Here is a 25,798-nt window from a genome sequence, read left to right as displayed (position 1 = left end):
CGCCCGGTTACATTCCGAACCCGGAAGCTAAGCCTTTCAGCGCCGATGGTACTGCAGGGGGGACCCTGTGGGAGAGTAGGACACCGCCGAACAATCTTTCTGGACCCTTGGTCCTGGCCTGAGCGCTGGGACCAGGGGTCCTTTTTGTTGTGCTCGAAGCGCGTCCTCCCGGCCGCTACGGGAGACTTGAACTACAGCAGTACGATCCGACAGGAGTCACGTCGATGTCCAACTCGCCCGAAGACAGGCCCGAGCGCGGCGATCACCGCCGCGAGGATCGGCGTGACGACCGTCCCGGTGGCCCGCGTCGCGATGACCACCGTGGTGGTGCCGGCAACCGTCGCGACGACCGTTCCGACCGGCCGCGCTATGACCGCCCCCGTGACGACCGTCAGGGCGGTGGCGGCGGTTTCCGTCGCGATGACCGCCCGGGTGGCGGTGGCGGTGGTTTCCGGCGTGATGACCGTCCTCGTGATGACCGCAGGGATGACCGTCCGCGTGGTCCGCGTCGTGATGACGACCGTGGTGGGTTCCGTCGTGACGATCGCCCCGGTGGTGGTGGCGGTGGCTTCCGCCGTGACGACCGTTCGGACCGGCCGCGCTTTGACCGTCCCCGTGATGACCGTCCTCGTGATGACCGCAGGGACGACCGTCCGCGTGGTCCGCGTCGTGATGACGACCGTGGTGGGTTCCGTCGTGACGATCGCCCCGGTGGTGGTGGCGGTGGCTTCCGCCGTGACGACCGTTCGGACCGGCCCCGCTATGACCGCCCGCGTGATGACCGTCCGGGTGGCGGTGGTGGCGGCTTCCGGCGTGATGACCGTCCTCGTGATGACCGCAGGGATGACCGTCCGCGTGGTCCGCGTCGTGATGACGACCGTGGCGGGTTCCGTCGTGACGACCGCCCCGGTGGTGGTGGCGGTGGCTTCCGCCGCGATGACCGTTCGGACCGGCCCCGCTATGACCGCCCGCGTGATGACCGTCCGGGTGGCGGTGGTGGCGGCTTCCGGCGTGATGACCGTCCTCGTGATGACCGCAGGGATGACCGTCCGCGTGGTCCGCGTCGTGATGACGACCGTGGCGGGTTCCGTCGTGACGACCGCCCCGGTGGTGGCGGTGGTGGCTTCCGCCGTGACGACCGTTCGGACCGGCCCCGCTACGACCGCCCGCGCGACGACCGTCCCCGCGACGACCGTCCTCGATACGACCGCCCCCGTGATGACCGCAGGGACGACCGTCCCGGCGGCGGGTTCCATCGTGACGATCGCCCGCGTGATGACCGTCGTGACGACCGCAGGGACGACCGTCCGCGTGGTCCGCGTCGTGATGACGACCGCGGCGGCTTCCGCCGTGACGACCGCCCGCGTGATGACCGGCGCGACGACCGCAGGGACGACCGTCCGCGCGGCCCGCGGCGCGACGACGACCGCGGCCATGGCCGGCGTCCGGCGGTGCAGGGCCGGGGCAGGTTCGAGAGCCGCGGCGGCCGGGACGAGCGCAGGGACGACCGCGAGCCGGTCAGGCGGCTGCCTATCCCGGAGGAGGTCACCGGCCAGGAGATCGACCCGAGCGTGCGGCAGGAGCTGATGAGCCTGCCGAAGACGCTCGCGGAAGACGTGGCACGCAACCTGGTGATGGTCGCGCGGCTCCTCGACGAGGAGCCGGAGCAGGCGTACGCGTACTCACGTGTCGCGCTGCGGCTCGCCTCGCGCGTCGCGGCGGTCCGGGAGGCGGCCGGCTTCGCGTCGTACGCGACCGAGCGGTACTCGGAGGCGCTGGCGGAGTTCCGCACCACCCGGCGGATGACCGGCACGGTGGACCTGTGGCCGGTGATGGCCGACTGCGAGCGCGGGCTCGGGCGGCCCGAGCGCGCCCTGGAGATGGCGGGTGCGCCCGAGGTGCACAAGCTGGACAAGGCCGGGCAGGTCGAGATGCGGCTGGTCGCGGCCGGCGCCCGGCAGGACCTCGGCCAGGCCGAGGCCGCGGTGGTCACCCTCCAGAGCTCGGAGCTGGCGGCGAACGCCATCCACCCGTGGACGGCCCGGCTGCGTTACGCCTACGCCGACGCGCTGCTCGCGGTCGGCCGGGAGACCGAGGCCCGCGAGTGGTTCGCGAAGGCGGTGGAGGCCGACCACAACGGGACGACCGACGCCTCCGACCGGCTCGCCCAGCTCGACGGTGTCGCGTTCGTGGACGCTTTCGAGGGTGACGAGGACGACGACGAGGCCGGCCACGCGTCGGACGCGGGCACGGACGCCGCGACGGACGCGCCCGCCGGCGCCGACGTGGTGGTCGAGGTGATCGACGACGGCCTGACCGACGAGGTCGTGGTCGACGACGAGGACGACGCCGACGCCGACGCCGACGCCGACTCGGACGACGAGGACCGCGACGACGCGGACGCCTCGTCCGACGTGAAGGCCGATGCCAAGGCGGCTGGCATCTCGGAGGACACCGAGGACACCGAGGACGCCGAGGACACGGGCGACGCCGAGGACAGCACCGAGGACGTCAAGGACCCGGCGAGCGACGAGGACCAGGTGACCGGCGGCGACGCCGGATCGGCCGAGCCATCGTCCTTCCTCGACTCCCCGTTCCGCGCCCCGGCGCACCCGGAGCGCGAGGACGACTGAACGTCCTTCACCATCCGGTGAGTTGAGGGCGGCATCCGCGACCACGCGGGTGCCGCCCTCGCCGTTTCGCAGGCGGCGGAATGGCGCCGGCCGGTCAACCCAGCTCGACGCTCCGCATCACCAGCCCGCTCGCCGGCTTCGGCCCGAAGGACGTGGACTTGCGGGGCATCATCACGCCCTGGCGGGCCAGGTCGAGCACGATGTGCTCGCGCACCGGGTGCATCAGCACGGCGGTGCCGCCGAGCTGCCCGGCGAGGCGGACCGCCGCCTCGGTGTCGTGGATGTAGCGGATGTGGTCGGGGGAGTCCGGCACCTGCCAGACGCGGTCGAGCAGCAGGCTGTGCAGGACGGTGGCGTCCAGCCGCCGCCACGGCTCCGGCCGGTCCTCCGGCACGGCCTCCCGCAGCAGCACGGGGTCTGGCCGGTCCAGCAGGTGGAAGGAGCCGTCGCCCGCCAGTACGAAGGCGTTGCCGCCGGCACCCGTACTGGTGCCCCTACCCGCGCTCGCGTCCGGAAGCGCCCCCTCCGCTTCCGCGCTCGCCTCTTCCAGCGCCTCCAGCGCCCCCGCCAGGTCGCCGCCGGCCAGCCGCCGTACCCGGAAGACGTGGCGCGCGGCCGCGAGGGCGGCGGCGGACGGGAGTTCCGGCAGCACGCGGTGGATGGCGCGTACCCGCAGGGGGTAGCGGGTGGTGTCCACGAGCAGCACGAGGCCGTAGTCCCAGCCGGTGCCGGGCGGGTGGGCGGTCTGGAGCCGGCGGTAGGTGGCCCAGCGGTGGTGCCCGTCGGCGATGAGGGCCTGGCGGTCGGCGAGTTCGGCGTCGATCGCGGTGAGGTCGGCGGGATCGGTGAGCGCCCACAGCCGGTGCCGTACGCCGTCCTCGGTGGTGGTGGCGAGCAGGGGGTCCGCGGCGGTGGCGGTGCGCTCGACGACGCGGGCGGTGGCGGGGCCGTCCCGGTAGGCGAGCAGCAGGGGTTCGAGGTTGGCCGCGGTCGCGCGCATCAGGGCGGCGCGGTCGGCGACCGGTCCCGGCATGACGTCCTCGTGCGGCAGCACGGCCCCCTCCTCGGGGCCGCTCAGCCGCAGGGCGCCGATCACCCCGCGCTGGAGGTGGTCGCCGTCGCGCTGCTCGTAGACGTAGAGGGCGGGGACCGGGTCGGGGGCGAGGACGCCCCGGTCGAGCCAGGCCGCCAGGGTGCGGGCGGCCTTGCGGTGGCGGGCGTCAGGGGTGGCGGCGTCCGGGAGGATCAGCCGGACCACGTTGTACGGGTCGGCGGTCTCCAAGTGGCGCTGTCCGTCGGGGCGTACCACGACGTCGTACGGCGGCGACGTGACGGCGGCGAGGCTGCCGACGCGCTCCCGTACGAAGCGCAGCCCGCGGAAGGGCGCCAGGTGAGGGCCCCGCGGGTGGTCCTGATCGGTCTCACTCATCCGCGCATGCTACGACGCCCTCGGGCATGGGGGATGATCGACGGGTAGTCCGCACTCGAAGGAGCGAGCCCCGCCATGACGTACCGCACCAGCCCGCACGGCAGCGAAGAGTCGCTGGACACCGCGTACGACACCGCGCTCCTCGACCTCGACGGTGTCGTCTACGCGGGTGGGGAGGCGATCGCGCACGCGGTGGAGTCGCTCGGCACGGCGCGTGAGCACGGCATGCACCTCGCCTATGTCACCAACAACGCCTCGCGCACGCCGGATACGGTCGCGGAGCACCTGACGCGGCTGGGGGTGCCGGCGGGCGCGGCCGACGTGATCACCTCGGCGCAGGCGGTGGCACGGCTGATCGCCGACCAGGTGCCGGCGGGTTCGAAGGTGCTCGCGGTGGGCGGCGAGGGGCTGATGACCGCGCTGCGGGAGCGCGGGCTGGTGCCGGTGGACTCCGCGGACGACGACCCGGTGGCCGCGGTGCAGGGGTACGGAGCGGATCTGCGGTGGTCGCAGCTGGCGGAGATGGCGTACGCGGTCAACCGCGGGGTGCCGTGGTTCGCGTCGAACACCGACCGGACCATCCCGAGCGGGCGGGGGATCGCGCCGGGCAACGGCGCCGCCGTGGAGGCGGTGCGCTTCGCGACCGGCGGTGCCCCGCAGGCCGCGGGGAAGCCGCTGCCGCCGATGCACCGGGAGACGGTGCTGCGCACCGGCGCGAAGCGGCCGTTGGTGGTCGGGGACCGGCTGGACACGGACATCGAGGGCGCGTTCGCGGGCGGTGTCGACTCGCTGCTGGTGCTGACCGGGATCACCGACCCGGCGGCGCTGCTCGCGGCCCCGCCGAAGCACCGGCCCACGTATGTCGGCCGTGACCTGCGGGATCTGCTCGCGGCGCAGCCGGGAGTGGAGGTCTCCGGCGAGGGGGCCGCGGTGTGCGGCGGCTGGACCGCGTCGGTGTCGGGCGGCGCGCTCACGGTCGAGGGCGGGGGCGAGCCGCTCGACGGGCTGCGCGCGTTGTGCGGGGCGGCCTGGAGCAGCGCGGGTGAGGGGAGTTGCGAGCTCGACGCGGCGAAGGCGGTCGCGCGCCTGGGGTTGTAGCCCGGGGGAGGGCCGGGAACGGGAGGAGCGGAGACCGGGGGAGGGTCGGGGCGGGAACGGGGAACCGGGAGCCGTGGGGGAGCCCCGCGCATCCGGAGTATGACGCAGGTCACGTCGCGAAGTGGTGCGCGGTGTAGACCGGATCGGGCCCGACGAGCGTATGCCCGGTGAGACCGAGCAGACCGGGAGCGATCGTTGACCGTCGAGGAGTTCGAGGAGTTCTACGCGCAGACGGTCGGTCGGCTGACCGGCCAGTTGTACGTGATGCTCGGCGATCACCAAGAGGCGCAGGACGTCGTGCAGGAGGCGTTCGTCCGGGGCTGGAGCCGGCGGCGCCAACTGCGGTCCGACGCACGCCCGGAGGCATGGGTGCGTACGGTCGCGTGGCGGCTGGCGGTGAGCCGGTGGCGTGGTCGGCGGCGCACCGCCGACGCCTGGCACCGGACCGGGCCGCCCATGCCCGCGGAAGGGCCGGGCCCGGAACCGGTGGTGCTGGTGGAGGCGTTGCGCGAGCTGCCGCCGAAGCAGCGCCGCACGCTGACCCTGCACTACGTCTGCGATCTCAGCGTCGACCAGATCGCCGCTGAGACCGGGGTGTCGGTGAGCACCGTCAAGACGCACCTGGTACGCGGCCGCTCGGCGCTCGCCCACCTCCTGCACGATCCGCGGAACGAGGAGGCTCCCGGTGCCTGAACACCACGACATGCACGGCGGCTTCGGCGACTTCGACGACGTCGGCGACTTCCCCGGTCCCGCCTTCGGTGCCGCCGGCCCCGGCCGGTCCCGGGAGCGGGACGGGGACGACCCGCTGCGCGGACTGTTCAAGGCGGCCGCCGCGAGCGGTCAGGCCAGGACCCGGTCCGCGCCCCCGGCCGAGGTCCGGGCGCGCGGCGCGGCCCGGCGCAGACGGCGTACGGCGATTGCCGCGGCGGCCGCGTGCGTGGCGCTCGCCGGTACGGCCGCGGGGCTCGTCGCGACGCTGCCGCGCGGCGACGATCCGGTGTCGCCCAGCGGTGTCACCAGCAGCCGCGGCACGCCCAGCGGCGACGGCAGATCCGGCACCGCGACCAGCAGCGCGTCGTCGACCGCGGAGGACCCGACCCGCAGTCCGGACCCGTCCGGCCTGACCGGCACCACCCCGCCGACGGGCGTCGGACCTCCGGCGTCCGCCACCTCGGCCGGCGGCCTGCCGACCTATCCGCGGACCACGGAGCCCGGAACGCAGGGCCCTGACCACCAGCCCTGACCTCATGAGCCCCGACGACACGTCCCGTGGACGGCAAGGCACGGCCGACGGCAAGCGCTGTGGACGGCAAGGGTCCTGAGCTGGACGCCCTGCCCCCCGCGCGCCGACCACCGGCCGCCTTACCCCCGACACCCGCACCCGATCGCTGACTTCGCACCCTGATCCCGATATCCCGCACCGCCCCCGCCCGCGCGTCCCACCCGCCAGGGCGCGGTGCCGTACGTCCTGACGCAGCCCGGAAGGTCCGTTCATGACGCTCTCCTCCGCCCCGCCGGCCACCGAGGCGGCTCCGGCCGTACCCCGCGAACCCTCCGGCGCGCGGCGCCGACGCCCGTCCCCGGCACGGCGGTTCGCCGCCCGGCTGACGCCCGCCGACCGCGATGTGCTGTGGCTGTACGTCCTGACCCGGGCGGGGCTGTGGGTCACCGAGTACTGTGCCCGCTGGATCTTCCCGGCCGACACGGACAGCCACCGCCCGGTGTCGGTCCTCGCGCCGTGGCAGCAGTGGGACTGGGCGTACTACCTGCACATCGCGCGGGACGGCTACTTCCCCTCGGGCGGGCCCGGCCCCGGCGAGCAGGGCTGGGACAACCGCGACGCGTTCTTCCCCGGCTTCCCGATGGTGCTGCGCGCGGTCCACACGGTGATCCGGGACTGGACCGCGGCGGGGCTGACCATCTCGTTCGTGGCGGGCGCGGTCGCGGTGCTGGCGCTCGGCCGAATAGCCGGGCGGGACCTGCCGGGCGCCGACGCGGGGCGGCACACCGTACGGCTCTTCCTGCTGTCGCCGTGTGCGGTGTTCCTCGCGGCCGGCTACACCGAGGCGCTGTTCCTGGCGCTGGCGCTGCCCGCGTGGCTCGCGGCGCGCCGGGCGGCCTGGGGCCAGGCGGCGGTGCTGACCTGCCTGGCCTGCGCGGTGCGGGTGAGCGGGCTCTTCCTGGCGGCGGCGCTCGCCGTCCAGTTCCTGGCCTCGGTGCGCCGCCCGCGCGACCTGCGCGCGCTGCCCTGGCTGGCGTTGCCCGCGCTGCCGCCGCTGCTGTACAGCGCCTACCTGAAGGGCCGCACCGGCGACTGGATGGCGTGGAAGGACGCGGAGGAGCGCGGCTGGGCCCGGGACTTCCACAGCCCCTGGACCGCGTGGCACCACACCTGGACCGCGGCGTTCGGGCACACCCAGAGCACCGGCTACGCGGCGATGTTCCAGGCCGAACTGCTCGCGATGCTGGCGGGTGTGGGCGTGCTGGTGTACCTGCTGTGGCGGCACCGCTGGGCCGAGGCGGTGTACATCGCGCTGAGCCTGTGGGCGCTGGGCACGTCGTACTGGTACATGTCGATCCCGCGGGCGGCGCTGCTGTGGTGGCCGCTGTGGACGTCGCTGTGCGCGGCGACCACGGTCCGGCCGCGGCTGCGCACCGCCTACTTCGCGGTGGCCGGGCCGCTGGCCACCGTCGTCGCGCTGGCCTTCTTCACCGGCCGCTGGGCCGGGTGAGGCGGCGCCGGCCCGTCCCGGGGCAGTGCCCGGGGCCCTGCCCCGCGCGCTATCCCGCGGCTCCCACCGCCGCCGGCTGCGCCTCGGCCGACTCCTCGTTCTCCGCCTCGGCGGTGGCTTCGTCCTCGGCCGCGGCGATCGCGGCGGTGAGCAGGTCGTCCTCGGTGCGGCCCTGGCGCCAGTAGCCGGTGAAGGAGACGGACTTGCGGTCCAGGCCGCGCTCGGCGACCAGGTGGCGGCGCAGCGCGCGGACGCAGCCGGACTCGCCGGCCAACCAGGCGTAGCGGACGGTGCCTTCGGGGACGCGGGCGGCGCGGACCGCGTCGAGCAGGGGAGCGGTGCGGTCGTGGCCGCCGCGGACCAGCCAGGTGATCTCGGCGTCGGCCTCGGTGGGCAGCGGGACGCGGTCGTCGGGGTGACCGACCTCCACGAAGGCGCGCACCGGCAGGCCGGCGGGGAGCGCGGCGAGGATGTTCGCGAGCGCGGGCAGCGCGGTCTCGTCGGCGGTGAGCAGCACCCAGCCGGTGCCGGCCGGCGGCTGGAACTCGACGCCGCCGTTGTCCTCGGCGACGGGCGCGAGGATCGAGACGCTGTCTCCGGGGCGGGCCCGCGCGGCCCAGCGGGAGGCGGGGCCGAGGTCGCCGTGCAGCGCGAAGTCGACGTCGACCTGCGGCGGGTCCTGCCGTACGCCGCTGATGGTGTAGGTGCGCATGATGCCGCGTACGGCCGGGTCGAGCGCGCGCCAGTGGCCGTACCAGTCGCTGTCGAGGACATCGGGCAGGACGGGGGCCGGCTGGCCGGGGTGCGGCAGGAACAGCTTGAAGCGCTGGTCGTGGCCGCCGCTGACGACCCGGGCGAGGTCCGCGCCGCCGAGCACGACCCGCAGCAGGGTCGGCGAGAGCTGATGGGTGCGCACCACGCGCGGGTGGAAGAAGTCGTAGGTCAGGTCGGACATGGTGTCAGATCACCTTCTTCGCGGACGTGATGGCCTTGGTCAGGGCGTCGATCCGGTCGGCGCACTTGGCGTAGGAGAAGATCGGCTCGCTCGGCCAGCCGAGCACCTGGCCGGCCTTGACCGCGGGGAGTTGGGCCCAGGTGGGTTTGCTGGTGAGGTCCTTGGGCTGGAGGGTGGCCGTGCGGTTGTCGAGCATGATGACGTCCGACTTGTACTTGTCGGCGTTCTCCCAGCTCAGCGTCTCGAAGAAGCCGCCCTTGACCTTGTTCGGGACGATGAAGTCCACCCCGAGGCTCTTGTAGTAGCTCAGGTCGGCGGCGGAGGAGGGGGTGGAGACGTAGAAGGAGTCGGTGCTCGCGGAGCCGGCCAGCACCGTGACGCCCGGGTGCGCCTTGGCGGCGGCGCGCAGGTCCGCGGACGACTTCTCGAAGCGGGCCTTCTGGGCGGCGTTGGCGCCGGTGGTCATGTCCGCGCCGAGGGACCGGGCGAGTTCGGCGTAGCGCTGGAGCGGCGTGGTCAGCGGGACACCGGCGACGTTGATGCCGACGCTGGGTGCCAGGGAGAGGATCTGCTTCGAGCTGTCGTCCGGGACGTACCAGAGGGTGGGGGCCTCGTACATGTGGCTGATCAGCAGGCCGGGGCTGAGGGCGGCGTACTTCTCGATGTTGAACTCGCCCCAGGTGTTGCCGAGTACGGTGACCTTCTTGACGTCGACGCCGCCGGCCATCGGGTCGGCGGAGCCGTCCTTGAGGGTGGTGGGGCCGAAGACGCCGGTGCACTCGATGCCGTAGTCGTGCAGGGCGGCCGCGGAACCGATGTAGGCCACAAGGTTGCCCGGGACGTGGGCGGCCTTTACGGTCTTCTTGCGGTCGTCGGTGAAGCTCCACGGGCCCGAGGCGGACTTGGTCTCCTTGCCGTCCGATTTCGCGGAGCCGGAGGAGCCGGAGTCCGATGACCCACCGCACGCCGCCAGCAGCGCGCCGAGCCCGACCGATCCGCCCGCGGCGAGGACACCTCGGCGCGACAGTCCGGACGTTGTTGCGAAACGGGACGAATGCATGACGGCTACCGCTCTGCTCGAAGTGACCTGGCGAGGGTAGGCTAACCTAAGTTCCGTGCTGGTCGACCGTCACTCCCCGCCTCAGGCGGACACCGGACCCCCGTCCGCCCCGCCCCGCGGCAGCGTCTCCCGCGCCGACACGCGCCGGGCCGCCGGGCTGCTGCTGGCCCTGGGACTGCTCGTCCTCGTGGTGGTGGCGAGCGTCGCGATCGGCGCGCGGAACATCCCCGTCGACCAGGTGTGGCACGGCCTGTTCCACTACTCCGGCACCGACGACGACGTCGTGGTCCGCGAACTGCGGCTGCCGCGTACGGTTCTCGGCCTGATGGTCGGCGCGGCGCTCGGTGTGGCGGGGGCCGCCATGCAGGCGCTGACCCGCAACCCGCTCGCCGACCCCGGACTGCTCGGCGTCAACGCCGGCGCCGCCGCGGCCGTGGTCTCCGGGATCAGCTTCCTCGGCGTCACCTCGACCACCGGCTACGTCTGGTTCGCGCTGGCCGGCGCCGCCGTGGTCTCCGTGCTCGTCTACGCCATCGGCGGCAGCCGCTCCGCGACCCCGGTACGGCTCGCGCTCGCCGGCACCGCGATCACCGCGCTGCTCCAGGGCTGGACCACCGCGGTCGAACTCACCGACAAGGTCGCCCTGGACCGGATGCGCTTCTGGCAGGTCGGCTCGCTCGCCTCCGCGAACATGGCCACCGTCCGGGACATCGCGCCCTTCCTCGCGGTGGGCGCGGTGCTCGCCCTGGCCACCGCCCGCCCGCTCAACGCGGTCGCCCTCGGCGACGACACCGCGCGCGGGCTGGGCGCGAAACTCACCAGCACCCGCGTGATGGTGATGGCCGCGATCACCCTGCTGTGCGGCGCGGCCACCGCCGCGTGCGGCCCGATCGTCTTCGTCGGGCTGATGGTGCCGCACGTGGTGCGCGGCATCACCGGCCCCGACATGCGGTGGATACTCCCGTACGCCGCCGTGCTGTCGCCGGTGCTGCTGCTCGGCTCCGACGTCATCGGACGGGTCATCACCCGGCCCGCGGAACTCCAGGTCGGCATCGTCACCGCCGTCATCGGCGGTCCGGTCTTCATCGCGCTGGTCCGACGCCGAAGGATGGCCGAACTGTGAGCCAGACCGTACTGCGCCGCGGCGGCCGCTCCGTGCGTGTCGACCGGCGCTCGCTGCTGGTGTGCGCCGGCCTGGCCGTCATCGCGCTGGCCGTGTCGGTGGTGCTGATCGGCACCGGCGACTACCACATCGCCCCGCTCGACGTGCTGCGCAGCCTCACCGGCCACGGCAACCCGGGCCAGGACTTCATCGTCCGCCAACTGCGGCTGCCGCGGGTCGTGGTGGCGCTGCTGGTCGGCGCCAGCCTGGGCATGGCGGGCGCCGCCTTCCAGACCGTCTCCCGCAACCCGCTCGGCAGCCCCGACGTCATCGGCTTCGGCCAGGGCTCGGCGGCCGGCGCCCTCGTCGTGATCGTGCTGTTCAAGGGCCCGTCGTACCAGGTGTCGATCGGCGCGGTGGTGGGCGGCCTGCTGACCGGGATCGCGGTCTACCTGCTGGCCTGGAAGCGCGGGGTGCACGGCTACCGGCTGGTGCTGGTCGGCATCGGCGCCTCCGCGGTGCTGTCGGCCGTCAACAGCTACCTGCTGGTCAAGGCGGACATCGTGGACGCGGCGCGGGCCGTGGTGTGGATCACCGGGTCGCTCGACGGCCGCAGCTGGTCCCAGGCGTGGCCGCTGCTCGGCGCGGCCGTCGTCCTGATGCCGATCCTGCTCATCAGCGGACGCGCGCTGCGGATCACCGAGATGGGCGATGACGCGGCCAGCGCGCTGGGTGTACACGTCGAGCGGATCAGGCTCATCACCGTCCTGGTCGCCGTGCTGCTCACCGCCTCCGCGACCGCGGCGGCCGGCCCGATCGCGTTCGTCGCCCTCACCGCGCCCCAACTCGCCCGCCGCCTCACCCGTTCACCCGGTGTCGCGCTCGTCCCGTCCGCCCTCATGGGCGCGGCCCTGCTGGTCGCCGCTGACTGGGCCGCCCAGCGCGCCTTCGGTTCGGGCGAGGTGCCGGTCGGCGTGGCCACCGGGGTCCTCGGCGGCGGCTACCTGCTGTGGCTGCTGATCAGCGAACGAAGGGCGGGGCGGATATGAGCGCGGACGGCGCGGCGCGGGAGGGCGCGGCAGGGGACGTCACGGCGCGGGAGGGAGCGGCGGCAGACGACAGGGCTCGGAACCGCTCCGGGGCGGAGCACGGCCAGGACCAGGCAACGGCACGACCAGGAAAGGGGTTCCGCCGGATGTTCCGCGGCACCGACAAGTCGACACGTACGACGGCGGAGGCGGCGGAGGCTGCCGAGGTGGCCGGCGCCCACGGAACGGTCGCCCCGGCCCCGGCCGGCGGCACCCGCCTCGCCGCCGAGGCCGTCACCCTCGGCTACGACCAGCGGATCATCGCCGAGGACCTCTCGGTCGCGATACCCGACCGCTCCTTCACCGTCATCGTCGGCCCGAACGCCTGCGGCAAGTCGACATTGCTGCGTGCCCTGTCGCGGCTGCTGAAGCCCGCCGAGGGGCGGGTGCTGCTCGACGGGCGGGCGATCGGCGCGCTCCCCGCGAAGGCGGTGGCCAGGACGCTCGGCCTGCTCCCGCAGAGTTCGGTCGCGCCCGACGGCATCACCGTCTCCGGGCTGGTCGCCCGCGGCCGCTACCCGCACCAGGGCCTGCTGCGGCAGTGGTCCGCCGAGGACGAGCGGATCGTCGACGAGTCGATGGCCGCCACCGGCGTCGCCGCCCTCGCCGATCGCTATGTCGACGAACTCTCCGGCGGCCAGCGGCAACGCGTCTGGATCGCGATGGCCCTCGCCCAGCAGACCCCGCTGCTGCTGCTCGACGAGCCGACCACCTTCCTCGACATCCAGCACCAGATCGACGTCCTCGACCTGTGCGCGGACCTGCACGAGCAGCGCGGCCGCACCCTCGTCGCCGTCCTGCACGACCTCAACCAGGCCGCCCGCTACGCCACCCACCTCATCGCCATGAAGGACGGCCGGATCGAGGCCCAGGGCCCGCCCGCCGAGATCATCACCACCGAACTGGTGGAACGCGTCTTCGGAGTACGGTGCCGGATCATCGACGACCCGGAGAGCGGTACGCCGCTGGTCGTGCCGGCGGCCCGGCGCGCACCGGGGAAGACGGACGCGGAACGGGCCGACGCGGAACGGGGTGACGCGGAACGGGCCGACACCGAACACGTCGACACGGAGCAGGACGGCGCCGCTACAGGAGCGAGCGCAGCCTCAGCACGTCCCGCAGGCTCGCCTGCACCCTGACCCGGCCGGAGCCCCACGCCTTCGCGAAGTTCAGCTCGCCGCCGACCAGCCGGACCAGGTCGTCGCCGGTCATCGCCAGCCGGATCTGCGCCTTCCGCTCCGGAGCGCCCGGCAGCGTGACCACGTCCTGGATGCTGCCGGCCGCCAGCCGGCCCACGAAAGTCACGTCCAGGTCGGTGATCCGGCAGCTCAGCGAGCGGTCCAGCGCGGTGGCGTCACGGACCGCGCCATTGGCCTTCGCGAGGTTCTCCGACAAGGTGTCGAGCGCGCTGCGGCACTCCTCGATGGTGGCCATCGGCTGCGGTGTCTCCCGGTGGTGCGATACGTCCGGATGACGGTACCGCAGGGCCCGTGATCGGGGCACGGCCACGGAAAGAGGTAGCGTCGTCACCGCATGCATCAGCGTGCGGCGGCATGCGCCGACGGCGAGGCGAGGAGTGTGAGCGATGCGGGACGCACTGCGTACCTGTCTGCAGATCGCGGGCGGCCTGACAGAGGCCACCCGGCGCCGTGCGGTGGAGGCGGCCAAGGAGATGTTCGACCAGGCGGGGATCGATCCCGCGGCCCTTCAGGAGCGGATCGGTGCGGCGATCCCCCCGGAGGTGCAGACCCTCGCGGACGAGCTGATCGCCTCCGGCCGGGCCAACCGCGACCTGCTGCTCGGCATCGTCAGGGAAGAGGTCGACAAGACGATGGGCCGGGTCAGCCGGCTCGCCGACGAGGTCACCAAGGTCGGCGTCGTGCTGGAGACGCTGGAACGCCGGATCAGGAACCTGGAGACACCGCAGCCCGACGACGGGACGGCGGCCGGGTCCCAGGCCGCCGGCGGGTCCACGGGCCGGGCGGCCACCGCCAAGGAGCGGGCGCAGCGCACCGCCCCCACCCGCCCGACCACTCCGAAGCCGCCGGCCGGCCCGGCGTCGACGCCCCCGGTCGAGCACGTGCGGGTCGAGCCCGAGCCGGTGCAGCCCGCCAAGTCCGCGGCGGCGCCCGGGAGGCCGGGCGGCACCGCGCGGAAGTCGGTGGCCAACCCGCGCAGGACCGCGGCGACGGACCGGCCGGCGACCCCGCGCAGGGCCCCGGCCAAGAAGGCCGCGACCGCGACGAAGACGACAGCCGCGAAGAAGACCAGCACGGCCGGGAAGACGGCGGCCAAGAAGCCGGCCGGCGTGAAGAAGACTGCCTCCGCGAAGAGGACCACCGCCAAGAAGGCCCCCGCGAAGACGACTTCCACGGCTCCCACGGCTTCCACTGCTTCGACGTCTTCGACCCCTTCGACGGCCGCGCCGAACCCGCCCGCCGGGACGGCACCGGCGACGACCGCCGCGAAGAAGACCACCACGGCGAAGAAGACCACCACGGCGAAGAAGACCCCCGCCAAGAAGGCGGCCCCGGCCTCCGCGAAGAAGACGACGGCCGCGAAGAAGACCACCCCCGCGAAGAAGTCGGCCACCGCGACCAAGGCCGCCGGCACCAAGAAGTCGGCCACCACGAAGACCACCACCGCGAAGAAGGCGCCGGCCAAGAAGACCACCCCGGCCGCGAAGCCCACCCCGGCGCCCGCTCCGACGCAGGCGCCCGAGTCCGAGTCCACCCGGCCCGGCGGCGGCGATGAGTGAGAGCTACGATCTGCCCGGCGTGACCCCCGAGCCGCGACCCGCGACGGACCCGGACCCAACGCCCCCCGACGCACCCGGAACCGCCGCCGAGCAGCCGCCCACCGTGGCCGAAGCCGAGCGGCGCGCCGAGCCGTTGGGGGTGACGGTCGAAGCGACGGGGAATGCTGAGGTGGACGCCGCGGTTGAGCGGCTGCGGGACGCGGACGCGCTCCCCACGGACGCGCACATCGAGGTCTACGAAGATGTGCACGCCGGACTGCGGAACGCGCTGACCGCGCTGGACGAGAACAGGGGCTGAACCGTACGTGGCACGACGCCGACTCGACGCCGAGCTGGTGCGCCGGAATCTCGCGCGCTCCCGTGAGCACGCAAGCCAGTTGATCGCCGCCGGCCGGGTGACCGTGGCCGGGGCGACCGCGACCAAGTCGGCCACGCAGGTGGAGACCAGCGTGGCCCTGGTCGTGGCCAAGAACGACGACGAACCCGACTACGTCTCGCGCGGCGGCCACAAACTGGCCGGCGCGCTCGCCGCGTTCACCCCGCGCGGCCTGGTCGTGGCCGGCCGCCGCGCCCTGGACGCGGGCGCCTCCACCGGCGGGTTCACCGACGTCCTGCTGCGCGCGGGCGCCGCCGAGGTGGTCGCCGTGGACGTCGGCTACGGCCAGCTCGCCTGGTCGCTGCAGAGCGACGACCGCGTCATCGTCAAGGACCGCACCAACGTGCGGGAGCTGACGCTGGAGGCGATCGACGGCCGGCCGGCCGAACTGGTCGTCGGCGACCTGTCGTTCATCCCGCTCGGCCTGGTGCTGCCCGCGCTGGTGCGCTGCGCCGCGCCCGACGCGGACCTGGTGCTGATGGTGAAGCCGCAGTTCGAGGTGGGCCGGGAACGGCTGGGCAGCGGCGGAGTGGTCCGCAGCACCGGACTGCGGGCCGAGAGCGTACGGAAGGTGGCCGAACAGGCCGCCGCCCTCGGGCTGGGCGCGCTCGGCGTCACCGCCAGCCCGCTTCCCGGCCCGTCCGGGAACGTGGAGTACTTTCTGTGGCTGCGCTCCGGCGCCCCCGCGCTGGACCCGGCCGAAGTCGACCGTGCTGTGGCGGAGGGGCCCCGATGACCGAGCTGTCCAAGCTGTCCACGTCACCTGATGCGGCGGGGTCACCTGACGAGGCGGGCGGGACCGCGATCCGTACCGTGTTCCTGCTCACCCACACCGGCCGCGAGTCGGCGATCCGCAGTGCCGAGCGGGTGGTGCACGGGCTGATGCGCTGCGGCATCGGGGTGCGGCTGCTGGAGGACGAGGCCGCGGATCTGCCGCTGCCGGCCGCCGTCGAGCTGGTCGGCGAGATCGGACCGGGGTCCGTACAGGGCTGCGAGCTGATCATCGTGCTGGGCGGCGACGGCACCCTGCTGCGCGGCGCGGAGTTCGCCCGCGCCTCGGGGGTGCCGATGCTCGGCGTCAACCTCGGCCGGGTCGGCTTCCTCGCCGAGGCCGAGCGGGACGACCTCGACAAGGTGGTGGACCGGGTCGTCACCAAGGAGTACGAGGTCGAGGAGCGGATGACCCTCGACGTGCTGGTCCGCAACGACGGCCGGGTCGTGCACACCGACTGGGCGCTCAACGAGGCGTCCGTGGAGAAGGCGTCGCGCGAACGCGTGCTGGAGGTCGTCACCGAGGTCGACGGCCGTCCCGTCTCCGGGTTCGGCGGCGACGGCGTGGTCTGCGCCACCCCGACCGGCTCCACCGCCTACGCGTTCTCCGCCGGCGGGCCCGTGGTCTGGCCGGAGGTCGAGGCGCTGCTCATGGTGCCGATCAGCGCGCACGCGCTCTTCGCCCGCCCGCTGGTGACCTCGCCGCGGTCCGTGCTCGCGGTCGAGGTGCAGCCGCAGTCCCAGCAGGGCGTGCTGTGGTGCGACGGGCGGCGGACCGTCCAGCTCCTGCCGGGCGCCCGGGTGGAAGTGCGGCGCGGCGCCGTCCCGGTACGGCTTGCGAGGCTGCACCACGCGTCCTTCACGGACCGTCTGGTCGCCAAGTTCGCGCTCCCCGTCTCCGGCTGGCGCGGGGTCGCGGCGCCCTGACCCCCGGGGCCGCGGGGCAGCGAGGCAGAGCCGGCGGGAGCACCCCCCGCCGGTCACTCGCCCGCCGTTCTCCCGCCGCCAGGTCCGGGGAACTCACGCGAACGGGTACCCCGGGCGGTCCCACGGCCAGCCGAAACCTCGTATGGTCGTATCCGTGTTGGAGGAAATGCGGATTCGGTCGCTCGGAGTCATCGAGGATGCCGTGGTGGAGCTGTCCCCCGGCTTCACCGCGGTGACCGGTGAGACCGGCGCGGGCAAGACCATGGTCGTCACCAGTCTGGGGCTGCTGCTCGGCGGCCGCGCCGACCCCGCGCTGGTGCGGATCGGCGCCAAGCACGCGGTGGTCGAGGGCCGGATCGGCCTCGACCCGGGGGCGCCGGCCGCGGTGCGCGCCGTGGAGGCGGGCGCCGAGCTGGACGACGGCGCGCTGCTGATCAGCCGTACCGTTTCGGCCGAGGGGCGCTCTCGCGCGCACGTCGGCGGCCGGGGCGTGCCGGTCGGGCTGCTCGGTGAACTCGCCGACGAGCTCGTCGCGGTGCACGGCCAGACCGACCAGCAGGGCCTGCTGCGCCCGGCGCGGCAGCGCGAGGCCCTGGACCGGTACGCGGGCGACGCCGTCGCCGGGCCGCTGGTGAAGTACGGCTCCGCGTACCGCCGGCTGCGGGACGTGGCCGAGCAGCTCGACGAACTGACCACCCGCGCCCGGGAACGCGCCCAGGAGGCGGACCTGCTCCGCTTCGGCGTCGAGGAGATCTCCGCGGCCGAGCCGCTGCCGGGCGAAGACGTCGAACTCGCCGCCGAGGCCGAACGCCTCGGCCACGCCGAAGCGCTCGCCTCCGCGGCCACCCTCGCGCACGCGGGCCTCGCCGGGAACCCGGAGGACCCCGAGGGCGTCGACGCGGGCACCGTGATCGCGGCCGCCCAGCGCGCCCTGGACGCGGTCAGCGCCCATGACCCGGTCCTGGCCGACCTCGCGGTGCGGCTCGGCGAGATCGGCATCCTCGCCGGCGACGTCGCGGGCGAACTCGCCGGATACGCCGACAACCTGGACGCCGACCCGCTGCGGCTGGCCGCCGTCGAGGAGCGCCGCTCCGTCCTCGCGCACCTCGTGCGCAAGTACGGCACCGACGCCGCCGACGCGGGGCAGGGCGGCGGCATCGACGCGGTGCTCGCCTGGGGCGAGCGCAGCGCCACCCGGCTCACCGAACTCGAAGGCGACGACGAGCGGATCGCCGAGCTGACCGCGGAACGCGACGGGCTGCGCACCGAACTCGGCGACCTCGCCCAGCACCTCACCGACGCCCGTACCGAGGCGGCCGAACGGTTCGCCGTCGCCGTCACCGCGGAACTCGCCGAACTCGCCATGCCGCACGCCCGCGTGACCGTCGCGATCCGGCAGACCGAGGCGGCCGACCCGGCGACCGGGATCGAGGTCGGCGGCCGCGCGGTCGTGCACGGCCCCACCGGCGCCGACGAGGTCGAGCTCCAACTCGCCCCGCACCCCGGCTCTCCGGCGCGGCCCATCGCCAAGGGCGCCTCCGGCGGTGAGCTGTCCCGGGTGATGCTCGCGGTGGAAGTGGTCTTCGCCGGGTCCGACCCGGTGCCCACGTACCTGTTCGACGAGGTCGACGCCGGGGTCGGCGGCAAGGCGGCGGTCGAGGTCGGCCGGCGGCTCGCCCGGCTGGCGCGCACCGCCCAGGTCGTCGTGGTCACCCACCTTCCGCAGGTCGCGGCCTTCGCCGACCGGCAGTTGCTGGTCGAGAAGACCAACGACGGGTCCGTCACCCGCAGCGGTGTCTCCGTGCTCGAAGGGGAGGACCGCGTGCGCGAGCTGTCCCGCATGCTCGCGGGGCTGGAGGACTCGGAGCTGGGCCGCGCCCACGCCGAGGAACTCCTCGCCGCGGCCAAGGCGTCCCGCTGAACGCGTCCTCCGGGCCGTCCCGTCCGGTCGGGTCCGGGGCCACCTGACGATGGCCGGCTGCCCGGGGACACGTCCCGGCCCGGGTACACGACTCGGCCCGGCGACGCGACCGCAACCAACTACGGCGAGGAGCCGGACACGGTGAACCCGAGAAGCGGACACCTCTCGGTGGGGGCCGCGGCTGCCGCGGCGACCCGCGCGGCCTACCGCCAACTGCGCCGCCGGCCACCCGTCGAGGCACGCATGTGGCAGCGCACGAACCACGCCGGCCGCGGTGTGGAGCTGTACGGCGGGCTCGCGGCGGCAGCGGGAGCCGCGACCGCGATGGCCGCGGCCCGCGGGGTGAGCGCGCGGGCCCGGATCGCCGCGGTCGGCGCCGCGCTCGCGGCCGGCGCCTGCGGGGCGTACGACGACCAGAAGGGCGTGCCGGGCGAGCGCGGCTTCGCGGCGCACCTCGGCGCCCTGCGGGAACGGCGGCTGACCTCCGGCGGCGTGAAGCTGCTCGGCATCGGCGCGGCGGGCCTGGCGGCGGGCGTGCTGCTCAAGGCCAGGCCGCTCGACCAGATGCTGGCCGGCGTCGTCATCGCGGGCAGCGCCCACGCGGTGAACCTCGCGGACGTGGCGCCCGGCCGCGCCGCGAAGGCCGTGATCACCGCCGGGCTGCCGAACCTGCTGCGGCGCGGCCCGGGCGCGGTGCTCGCCTCCGCACCGCTCGGCGCGGCCGCCGCGGTGCTCGGCGACGACCTGCACGAGCGGACGATGCTCGGTGACGCGGGCGCGCACGCGCTGGGCGCGGCACTCGGCGCGGCGCTCGCCCTCGCCGACGGCCGTACCGCGCTGGTCACCCACGCGGCGGTGGTGGTCGCGCTGGCCGCGGTGGGCGACCGGGTCGGCGCGGGCGAACGGTTCTGGAAGGCCCCCGTGGTGCGGCGGTTCGACGCCTGGGGCCGTACGGCACACCCGTATGGGTGATCCCGGCCGGGGGTGGGCGGCAAGGATGCCCTCCGCGGCGGTCAGGCCAGGGCCACGGCCTGGCATCCTGGACCGGGCGCCCGTATCCGCGTCCGCCGCAGCAGCGTCCGCCGAGTCAGGAGCCCCGCCCGCGTGAGCAGCAGCCCGCACCCCGTTCAGGGGCAGCTCAACGCCGTGCACGTGCTGAGCACGGCGGTGGGCGCGCACGTCCGCTCGCTGGCGGCCGGACTCGTCGCGCGCGGGGTGGACGTCACCGTCTGCGGTCCGGCCGGCATCGACGCCGAGTACGGCTTCACGGCGGCCGGTGCGCGGTTCTCCCCGATCGAGCTCGGTCGTTCCGCGGCCGCCGACGCCCCCGCGGTCGCGGCGCTGCGGTCCGCCTGCGCCGGCGCGAGCGTGGTCCACGCGCACGGCCTGCGGGCCGGGTTGCTCGCCGCCCTCGCGCTCGGCGGTCGCCGGGTGCCGCTGGTGGTGACCTGGCACGGCGGGGAGGCACCCGCCCGGGGCCGGGCCGGGATGATGGCGCGCTGGCTGGAACGCCGGGCGGTACGCGCGGCCACCGTGGTGCTCGGGGTCTCCTCCGACCTGGTCGACCGGGCCCGCGGCCACGGCGCCCACGACGTGCGGCTGGCGCCCGCGGCCGTACCGAGACCGCCGGCCCGCCCGCCGCTGCCGCCCGCCGACGGGGAGCGCAGGAAGCAGCGGGTCCGGGCCGAGTTCGGTGCCGAGGAGCGGCCGCTGCTGCTGGCGGTGGGCCGCCTCGAACCCTCCAAGGGGTACGACTTCCTGCTGACGGCGGCCGCGCACTGGGCCGACTCCGAACTGCGGCCGCTGCTGGTGATCGCGGGGGAGGGGCAGGAACGGGCGGCGCTGGAACACCGCATCGACGCCGAGAAGTTGCCGGCGGTGCTGCTCGGGCGGCGCGACGACGTCCCCGAACTGCTCTCCGCCGCCGACCTCGTGGTGCTGCCCAGCCGCTGGGAGGGCCGCCCCCTGATCGCGCAGGAGGCGTTGTACGCCGGCGTCCCCCTGGTCGCCACCGCGGTCGGCGGCACCCCCGAACTCGTCGGCGACGCGGCCCTGCTCGTCCCCTACGGCGACCCGTACGTCTTCGCCCGCGCGGTCACCGATCTCCTCGCCGACCAGGACCGGCGCACCGCCCTCGCGATCGCCGGCCGCGCCCAGGCGGCCACCTGGCCCACCGAGGACGACACCGTGGCCCAAGTCCTCAGCGTCTACGACGAGCTGACGGGCCCCTGAACCCGCCGGGGTGACCCCTTACGCCTGGAAGGCGCCGCAGGCGGTGAGGCGGAGGGCGGTGTCGATGAGGGGCACGTGGCTGAACGCCTGCGGGAAGTTCCCGACCTGGCGCTGGCGGCGCGGGTCCCACTCCTCCGCGAGCAGCCCGAGGTCGTTGCGGAGCGCGAGCAGCTTCTCGAAGAGGCGGCGGGCCTCCTGCACGCGGCCGATCATCGCGAGGTCGTCGGCGAGCCAGAACGAGCAGGCGAGGAAGGCCCCTTCGTCGCCGGGCAGCCCGTCGAGGTTCTCGTCGCCGCTGGCGTCACTGCGCGAGGTCGGGTAGCGCAGCACGAACCCGTCCTCCGTGGACAGCTCCCGCTGGATCGCCTCGATGGTGCCGATCACCCGCTTGTCGTCCGGGGGAAGGAAGCCCATCTGCGGGATGAGCAGCAGCGAGGCGTCCAGCTCGCGCGAGCCGTAGGACTGGGTGAAGGTGTTGCGTTCCCGGTCGTAGCCCTTCTCGCACACGTCGTAGTGGATCTCGTCCCGCAGTTCCTTCAGCTCTTCCAGCGGGCCGTCGATCTCGCCGGACTCGATGAGTTTGACGGTGCGGTCGACGGCCACCCAGGCCATCACCTTGGAGTGCACGAAGTGGCGGCGCGGGCCGCGCACCTCCCAGATGCCCTCGTCGGGCTCCATCCAGTGCTTCTCCAGGTAGCGGATCAGCCGGAGCTGGAGCACGCTCGCGTAGTCGTTGCGGGCCAGGCCGGTCATGTGGCCCAGGTGCAGCGCCTCGGTGACCTCGCCGTAGACGTCGAGCTGGAGCTGGTGGGCGGCGCCGTTGCCGACCCGGACCGGGGAGGAGCCCTCGTATCCGGGCAGCCAGTGCAGCATGTTCTCGCCCAGCTCACGCTCGCCGGCGATGCCGTACATGATCTGGAGGTTCTCCGGGTCGCCGGCCACCGCGCGCAGCAGCCACTCGCGCCAGGCGCGGGCCTCGTCGCGGTAGCCGGTGCGCAGCAGCGAGGACAGCGTGATCGCGGCGTCCCGCAGCCACGTGAAGCGGTAGTCCCAGTTGCGCACCCCGCCGATGTCCTCCGGCAGGGAGGTGGTGGGCGCGGCGACGATCCCGCCGGTCGGCCCGTAGGTGAGGGCCTTGAGCGTGATCAGGGAGCGGATCACGGCCTCCCGGTAGGGGCCGGTGTAGGTGCACTGCTCCACCCACTCCCGCCAGAAGTCCTCGGTCGCGGCGAGCGAGCCGAGCGGGTCGGGCAAAGAGGGCTGCGGCTTGTGCGACGGCTCCCAGCTGATGGTGAAGCAGACCCGGTCACCGGGCGAGACGGTGAAGTCGCTGTACGTGGTCAGGTCTTCACCGTAGGTCTCGACATCGGTGTCCAGCCACACCGAGTCGGGGCCGGCCACCGCGACCGTGCGGTCCCCGACCTGCTGCACCCACGGCACGATCTGGCCGTAGGAGAAGCGCATCCGCAGGGAGGAGCGCATCGGCACCCGGCCGCTGACGCCCTCCACTATCCGGATCACCTGCGGCGCGCCGTCGCGCGGCGGCATGAAGTCGGTCACCCGGACCGTGCCGGTGCGGGTGTCCCACTCCGACTCCAGGACCAGCGACTCGCCGCGGTAATGGCGGCGTGTCGCGTCCGGCGTCTTCGCGCCCTCGGCGACGGCCGGGCCGATCCGCCAGAAGCCGTGCTGGTCGGTGCCGAGCAGGCCGGCGAAGACCGCCGGCGAGTCGAACCGCGGCAGGCACAGCCAATCGACGGTGCCGTCCCTGCAGACCAGTGCGGCGGTCTGCATGTCACCGATGAGTGCGTAGTCCTCGATACGCCCGGCCACGTGAAACTCCAGTCGAACACGGCGCCGCCCCCGCTGGGACGGTCTTGCGGTATGGGGGCAATTCCTACGGCAAATCAGCTCTGGAACTGTGGACGAGCTAGTGATCCGGAGAGGGGCGGGGATGGTGCCGTGCCGGTCGCTCGCGCAATGCGTTCGAGCAGAATACGTCCTCACAGCGAGCGGTGCGCGCCTCTCCCTGATCTTCACTCCGCCGGTCGGGTGGACACGCGCCCCGGTACGCGTGGATCGGACGTCACCGCAGGCAGACACGGTACGTGCCCGCCGTCCAGCCTCGCACGCCGACCGCCGTGCACGCGATCGGCACCCGGCGTCCGCGCGGTCACCACGGATTCCTCACATCATCGCCATGCCGTCGTCGTGCGGTGACCACTCCCCGGCGGCCCGCGCCTGCCGCCATTCGCGCCCGGAGGCGCTGATACCCTGGTAGCCCGTGGGCCGGTGGGCTGTGAACCACTGAACCGCCGCGACGGCGCGAACGAACCGAGCGCCGTCCCGACCCTCACCTCGCGACCACGGGAGCCCCCTCTTGGCAATTGCGCCGAAATCCTCGACGACCAAGCACATCTTCGTCACCGGTGGGGTGGCCTCCTCGCTGGGCAAGGGGCTCACCGCCTCCAGCCTCGGCGCCTTGCTCAAGGCCCGCGGCCTGCGCGTCACCATGCAGAAGCTCGACCCGTACCTCAACGTGGACCCGGGGACGATGAACCCGTTCCAGCACGGTGAGGTCTTCGTCACCGACGACGGCGCCGAGACCGACCTCGACATCGGCCACTACGAGCGCTTCCTCGACGTGAACCTGGCCGGCTCCGCGAACGTCACCACCGGCCAGGTGTACTCCACGGTGATCGCCAAGGAGCGGCGCGGCGAGTACCTCGGCGACACCGTCCAGGTCATCCCGCACATCACCAACGAGATCAAGTCCCGTATCCGGCGGATGGCCGGCGGCGACGTCGACGTGGTCATCACCGAGGTCGGCGGCACCGTGGGCGACATCGAGTCGCTGCCGTTCCTGGAGTCGGTCCGCCAGGTCCGCCACGAGGTCGGCCGCGACAACGTGTTCGTGGTGCACATCTCCCTGCTGCCCTACATCGGCCCGTCCGGGGAGCTGAAGACCAAGCCGACCCAGCACTCGGTGGCGGCCCTGCGCAACATCGGCATCCAGCCCGACGCGATCGTGCTGCGCGCCGACCGCGAGGTGCCCACCGCGATCAAGCGGAAGATCTCGCTGATGTGCGACGTCGACGAGGACGCGGTGGTCGCCGCGATCGACGCCCCCTCGATCTACGACATCCCCAAGGTGCTGCACACCGAGGGCCTGGACGCCTACGTGGTGCGGCGGCTCGACCTGCCCTTCCGCGACGTGGACTGGGCCCAGTGGGACGACCTGCTCAAGCGGGTGCACGAACCCGCCCACGAGGTCACCGTCGCCCTGGTCGGCAAGTACATCGACCTGCCCGACGCCTACCTGTCGGTCACGGAGGCGATCCGGGCCGGCGGCTTCGCGAACAACGCCCGTGTCACCGTGAAGTGGGTCGCCTCCGACGACTGCAAGACCCCCGCCGGCGCCGCGGCACAGCTCGCCGGCGTCGACGCGGTGTGCGTGCCCGGCGGCTTCGGCGACCGCGGCGTGGAGGGCAAGGTCGGCGCCATCACCTACGCGCGCGAGCAGCGCCTCCCGCTGCTCGGCCTGTGTCTGGGCCTGCAGTGCATCGTGATCGAGGCCGCCCGCAACCTCGCCGGGATCGCCGACGCGAACTCCACCGAGTTCGACCCCGCCACCGCCCACCCGGTGATCTCCACCATGGCCGAGCAGCTCGACATCGTGGACGGCAAGGGCGACCTCGGCGGCACCATGCGGCTGGGCACCTATCCGGCCAAGCTCGCCGAGGGCTCCATCGTCCGCGAGGTCTACGGCGACCAGCCCTACGTCGAGGAGCGGCACCGCCACCGCTACGAGGTCAACAACGCCTACCGCGCCGAGCTGGAGCAGAAGACCGGCCTGGTCTTCTCCGGCACCTCGCCCGACAACCAGCTGGTGGAGTACGTCGAGTACCCGCGCGACGTGCACCCCTACCTGGTGGCGACGCAGGCCCACCCCGAGCTGAAGTCCCGGCCGACCAGGCCGCACCCGCTCTTCGCGGGCCTGGTGAAGGCAGCGGTCGCGGCCCAGGCGAACCGCTGATCGCCGGCTGCTCTCCCGTCGATCCGACCCCCTGACACCCCGGAAGGCGCAGCATGCTCCAGGACACTCCGCAGGAGTGGCAGGTCACGGCCACCTCCACGCCCTTCACCGGCAAGAAGACCGGTGTGCGCACCGACCAGGTGGTGATGCCCGACGGCTCCACCGTCAGCCGTGACTACCAGGTCCACCCCGGTTCCGTGGCGGTCCTCGCCCTCGACGACGCCGACCGCGTCCTGGTGCTCAAGCAGTACCGGCACCCGGTCCGGCAGAAGCTCTGGGAGATCCCCGCCGGACTGCTCGACATCCCCGGCGAGAACCCGCTGCACGCCGCCCAGCGCGAGCTGTACGAGGAGGCGCACGTCAAGGCCGAGGAGTGGAGCGTGCTCGCCGACGTCTACACCACCCCCGGCGGCTCCGACGAGGCGGTCCGGGTCTTCCTGGCCCGCGGTGTCTCCGAGGCCGAGGGCGAGCGCTTCGAGGTCAGCGAGGAGGAGGCCGACCTGGAGTACGCCCGGGTGCCGCTGGCCGAGCTGGTCCAGGGGGTGCTGGCCGGCGAACTCCACAACAGCTGCCTGGTGGTCGGGGTGCTCGCGCTCAACGCCGCGCTCGCCTCGGGCGGGGTGGACACGCTGCGCCCGGCGGAGTCGCCGTGGCCGGCCCGGCCGTTCACCGCGTGA

Annotated in this window: 22 protein-coding genes, 1 rRNA gene and 1 pseudogene; 18 read left to right on the top strand and 6 right to left on the bottom strand. The window is 73.7% G+C overall.

The window, feature by feature from the left end; all coding sequences use genetic code 11:
- Positions 1-92 (top strand): 5S ribosomal RNA (rrf, locus tag AB0399_RS31145); the annotation flags it as partial.
- A 99-nt stretch (positions 93-191) separates the two neighbouring features.
- Here the strand turns inward: rrf and AB0399_RS31140 are convergent.
- Entirely contained in the window at positions 192-1,436 is a 1,245-nt protein-coding gene (locus AB0399_RS31140) for a hypothetical protein (protein ID WP_366413604.1), read from the bottom strand.
- A gap of 150 nt (positions 1,437-1,586) precedes the next feature.
- Here AB0399_RS31140 and AB0399_RS31135 point away from each other — a divergent pair.
- A pseudogene (locus AB0399_RS31135) lies at positions 1,587-2,222 on the top strand (hypothetical protein); the annotation flags it as partial.
- A gap of 505 nt (positions 2,223-2,727) precedes the next feature.
- Here the strand turns inward: AB0399_RS31135 and AB0399_RS31130 are convergent.
- The gene (locus AB0399_RS31130; protein WP_366413603.1) at positions 2,728-4,062 is read right to left on the bottom strand and encodes a DUF1015 domain-containing protein; all 1,335 of its coding nucleotides are present in this window, start codon (positions 4,060-4,062) and stop codon (positions 2,728-2,730) included.
- A 75-nt stretch (positions 4,063-4,137) separates the two neighbouring features.
- Here AB0399_RS31130 and AB0399_RS31125 point away from each other — a divergent pair, with 75 nt between their 5' ends.
- From AB0399_RS31125 to AB0399_RS31110, 4 genes are all read left to right on the top strand, one after another.
- Complete coding sequence (locus AB0399_RS31125) at positions 4,138-5,160, top strand: HAD-IIA family hydrolase (protein WP_366413602.1); 1,023 nt, start codon at positions 4,138-4,140, stop codon at positions 5,158-5,160.
- 195 nt (positions 5,161-5,355) lie between these two features.
- Complete coding sequence (locus tag AB0399_RS31120) at positions 5,356-5,853, top strand: SigE family RNA polymerase sigma factor (protein ID WP_329370776.1); 498 nt, start codon at positions 5,356-5,358, stop codon at positions 5,851-5,853.
- Entirely contained in the window at positions 5,846-6,406 is a 561-nt protein-coding gene (locus AB0399_RS31115) for a hypothetical protein (protein WP_366413601.1), read from the top strand. Before AB0399_RS31120 ends, AB0399_RS31115 begins: the two co-directional genes overlap by 8 nt.
- Before the next feature lie 250 nt (positions 6,407-6,656).
- A complete protein-coding gene (locus tag AB0399_RS31110) occupies positions 6,657-7,895 on the top strand; it encodes a mannosyltransferase family protein (protein WP_366413600.1) in 1,239 nt (412 codons plus the stop codon).
- Between the two features lie 49 nt (positions 7,896-7,944).
- Here AB0399_RS31110 and AB0399_RS31105 read toward each other — a convergent pair whose 3' ends face one another.
- A complete protein-coding gene (locus tag AB0399_RS31105) occupies positions 7,945-8,850 on the bottom strand; it encodes a siderophore-interacting protein (RefSeq protein ID WP_366413599.1) in 906 nt (301 codons plus the stop codon).
- Between the two features lie 4 nt (positions 8,851-8,854).
- A complete protein-coding gene (locus tag AB0399_RS31100) occupies positions 8,855-9,910 on the bottom strand; it encodes an ABC transporter substrate-binding protein (RefSeq protein WP_366413598.1) in 1,056 nt (351 codons plus the stop codon).
- 55 nt (positions 9,911-9,965) lie between these two features.
- Between AB0399_RS31100 and AB0399_RS31095 the strand changes: the two genes are divergently transcribed.
- The 3 genes from AB0399_RS31095 to AB0399_RS31085 all read left to right on the top strand — a co-directional run bounded on the left by AB0399_RS31095 (position 9,966) and on the right by AB0399_RS31085 (position 13,239).
- The gene (locus tag AB0399_RS31095; RefSeq protein WP_366413597.1) at positions 9,966-11,033 is read left to right on the top strand and encodes an iron chelate uptake ABC transporter family permease subunit; all 1,068 of its coding nucleotides are present in this window, start codon (positions 9,966-9,968) and stop codon (positions 11,031-11,033) included.
- Positions 11,030-12,061 (top strand): iron chelate uptake ABC transporter family permease subunit, encoded by a 1,032-nt coding sequence (locus AB0399_RS31090; RefSeq protein ID WP_366413596.1) that lies wholly within the window; start codon positions 11,030-11,032, stop codon positions 12,059-12,061. Before AB0399_RS31095 ends, AB0399_RS31090 begins: the two co-directional genes overlap by 4 nt.
- Positions 12,062-12,207: 146 nt before the next feature.
- Positions 12,208-13,239 carry an ABC transporter ATP-binding protein gene (locus AB0399_RS31085; protein WP_366413595.1) on the top strand — a complete coding sequence of 344 codons (1,032 nt, stop codon included), beginning with the start codon at positions 12,208-12,210 and terminating at the stop codon, positions 13,237-13,239.
- On the opposite strand, the gene AB0399_RS31080 is transcribed toward AB0399_RS31085, so the two are convergent.
- Positions 13,187-13,534, bottom strand: a complete 348-nt coding sequence (locus tag AB0399_RS31080; RefSeq protein WP_329370792.1) for an SCP2 sterol-binding domain-containing protein — start codon at positions 13,532-13,534, stop codon at positions 13,187-13,189. The genes AB0399_RS31085 and AB0399_RS31080 overlap by 53 nt on opposite strands.
- A gap of 151 nt (positions 13,535-13,685) precedes the next feature.
- Here AB0399_RS31080 and AB0399_RS31075 point away from each other — a divergent pair, with 151 nt between their 5' ends.
- From AB0399_RS31075 to AB0399_RS31045, 7 genes are all read left to right on the top strand, one after another.
- On the top strand, positions 13,686-14,858 hold the full coding sequence (locus tag AB0399_RS31075; protein WP_366413594.1) for a hypothetical protein: 1,173 nt from the start codon (positions 13,686-13,688) through the stop codon (positions 14,856-14,858).
- The gene (locus AB0399_RS31070; protein ID WP_366413593.1) at positions 14,851-15,156 is read left to right on the top strand and encodes a hypothetical protein; all 306 of its coding nucleotides are present in this window, start codon (positions 14,851-14,853) and stop codon (positions 15,154-15,156) included. The genes AB0399_RS31075 and AB0399_RS31070 overlap by 8 nt, the downstream gene beginning before the upstream one ends.
- Positions 15,157-15,163: 7 nt before the next feature.
- Positions 15,164-15,970, top strand: coding sequence for a TlyA family RNA methyltransferase (locus AB0399_RS31065; protein ID WP_328462509.1), 807 nt, complete (start codon positions 15,164-15,166; stop codon positions 15,968-15,970).
- A gap of 77 nt (positions 15,971-16,047) precedes the next feature.
- Positions 16,048-16,932, top strand: coding sequence for an NAD kinase (locus AB0399_RS31060; protein WP_366413605.1), 885 nt, complete (start codon positions 16,048-16,050; stop codon positions 16,930-16,932).
- 142 nt (positions 16,933-17,074) lie between these two features.
- Positions 17,075-18,853: a DNA repair protein RecN gene (recN, locus tag AB0399_RS31055; RefSeq protein WP_366413592.1), complete on the top strand. Its 1,779-nt coding sequence runs from the start codon at positions 17,075-17,077 to the stop codon at positions 18,851-18,853.
- Positions 18,854-18,994: 141 nt separating this feature from the next.
- Positions 18,995-19,825 (top strand): hypothetical protein, encoded by an 831-nt coding sequence (locus AB0399_RS31050; protein WP_328462505.1) that lies wholly within the window; start codon positions 18,995-18,997, stop codon positions 19,823-19,825.
- Positions 19,826-19,999: 174 nt separating this feature from the next.
- Entirely contained in the window at positions 20,000-21,085 is a 1,086-nt protein-coding gene (locus AB0399_RS31045; protein WP_329374394.1) for a glycosyltransferase family 4 protein, read from the top strand.
- Between the two features lie 18 nt (positions 21,086-21,103).
- Here the strand turns inward: AB0399_RS31045 and AB0399_RS31040 are convergent, their stop codons facing one another.
- Entirely contained in the window at positions 21,104-22,930 is a 1,827-nt protein-coding gene (locus tag AB0399_RS31040) for a glycoside hydrolase family 15 protein (protein ID WP_329374395.1), read from the bottom strand.
- 535 nt (positions 22,931-23,465) lie between these two features.
- Between AB0399_RS31040 and AB0399_RS31035 the strand changes: the two genes are divergently transcribed.
- Together AB0399_RS31035 and AB0399_RS31030 are read left to right on the top strand one after the other, a co-directional pair.
- Positions 23,466-25,121, top strand: a complete 1,656-nt coding sequence (locus tag AB0399_RS31035) for a CTP synthase (protein WP_329370802.1) — start codon at positions 23,466-23,468, stop codon at positions 25,119-25,121.
- A gap of 53 nt (positions 25,122-25,174) precedes the next feature.
- Positions 25,175-25,798: an NUDIX hydrolase gene (locus AB0399_RS31030; RefSeq protein WP_329370804.1), complete on the top strand. Its 624-nt coding sequence runs from the start codon at positions 25,175-25,177 to the stop codon at positions 25,796-25,798.

Origin of the sequence: Streptomyces sp. NPDC088194 (genome assembly GCF_040702025.1) — a bacterium.
In the GTDB taxonomy this organism is placed as follows: domain Bacteria; phylum Actinomycetota; class Actinomycetes; order Streptomycetales; family Streptomycetaceae; genus Actinacidiphila.
This window is presented reverse-complemented; position numbering and strand designations above follow the sequence as displayed.

Coding starts and splice junctions, on each gene's coding strand:
- AB0399_RS31110 (WP_366413600.1), top strand. CDS start 6,657: ATGACGCTCTCCTCCGCCCCGCCGGCCACCGAGGCGGCTCCGGCCGTA.
- AB0399_RS31105 (WP_366413599.1), bottom strand. CDS start 8,850: ATGTCCGACCTGACCTACGACTTCTTCCACCCGCGCGTGGTGCGCACC.
- AB0399_RS31125 (WP_366413602.1), top strand. CDS start 4,138: ATGACGTACCGCACCAGCCCGCACGGCAGCGAAGAGTCGCTGGACACC.
- AB0399_RS31085 (WP_366413595.1), top strand. CDS start 12,208: ATGTTCCGCGGCACCGACAAGTCGACACGTACGACGGCGGAGGCGGCG.
- AB0399_RS31030 (WP_329370804.1), top strand. CDS start 25,175: ATGCTCCAGGACACTCCGCAGGAGTGGCAGGTCACGGCCACCTCCACG.
- AB0399_RS31130 (WP_366413603.1), bottom strand. CDS start 4,062: ATGAGTGAGACCGATCAGGACCACCCGCGGGGCCCTCACCTGGCGCCC.
- AB0399_RS31100 (WP_366413598.1), bottom strand. CDS start 9,910: ATGCATTCGTCCCGTTTCGCAACAACGTCCGGACTGTCGCGCCGAGGT.
- AB0399_RS31075 (WP_366413594.1), top strand. CDS start 13,686: ATGCGGGACGCACTGCGTACCTGTCTGCAGATCGCGGGCGGCCTGACA.
- AB0399_RS31080 (WP_329370792.1), bottom strand. CDS start 13,534: ATGGCCACCATCGAGGAGTGCCGCAGCGCGCTCGACACCTTGTCGGAG.
- AB0399_RS31070 (WP_366413593.1), top strand. CDS start 14,851: ATGAGTGAGAGCTACGATCTGCCCGGCGTGACCCCCGAGCCGCGACCC.
- recN (WP_366413592.1), top strand. CDS start 17,075: ATGGTCGTATCCGTGTTGGAGGAAATGCGGATTCGGTCGCTCGGAGTC.
- AB0399_RS31140 (WP_366413604.1), bottom strand. CDS start 1,436: ATGGCCGCGGTCGTCGTCGCGCCGCGGGCCGCGCGGACGGTCGTCCCT.